Here is a 421-nt window from a genome sequence, read left to right as displayed (position 1 = left end):
CATGTCGCCGGGGTGTGGTCGTTGGCGGATGCGGCGCGGCTGGTGGCGGCGCGGGGTCGGCTGATGCAGGCGCTGCCCTCGGGTGGGGCGATGATCGCGATCGCGGCCGCGGAAGCGGAGGTCGTTCCTCGTCTGGTGGACGGTGTGGGGATCGCGGCGATCAACGGTCCGAACTCGGTCGTCGTCTCGGGTGAGACGGACGCGGCCGGGCTGGGCCGCAAGACGAAGCGTCTGACCGTGAGCCATGCCTTCCACTCGCTGCTGATGGACCCGATGCTCGCGGAGTTCCGTGAGATCGCCGCCGGTCTCACCTACAGGGCGTCGAGCATTCCGGTCGTTTCCAACGTGACGGGCAAGGTCGCCGGTACGGAGGAGCTGCTGTCCCCGGACTACTGGGTCCGTCATGTCCGTGACGCCGTCC

General features: G+C 69.1%; 1 protein-coding gene. It reads left to right on the top strand.

The window, feature by feature from the left end; translation table 11 throughout:
• A partial coding sequence (locus IH80_RS40425) for an acyltransferase domain-containing protein (protein WP_037882482.1) occupies window positions 1-421 on the top strand: 421 nt, incomplete at both ends.

It is taken from the genome of Streptomyces sp. NRRL S-378, from assembly GCF_000720645.1.
Taxonomy (GTDB): domain Bacteria; phylum Actinomycetota; class Actinomycetes; order Streptomycetales; family Streptomycetaceae; genus Streptomyces.
The sequence above is the reverse complement of the archived record's forward strand: the minus strand, read 5'-3'. Positions and strand labels throughout refer to the sequence as shown.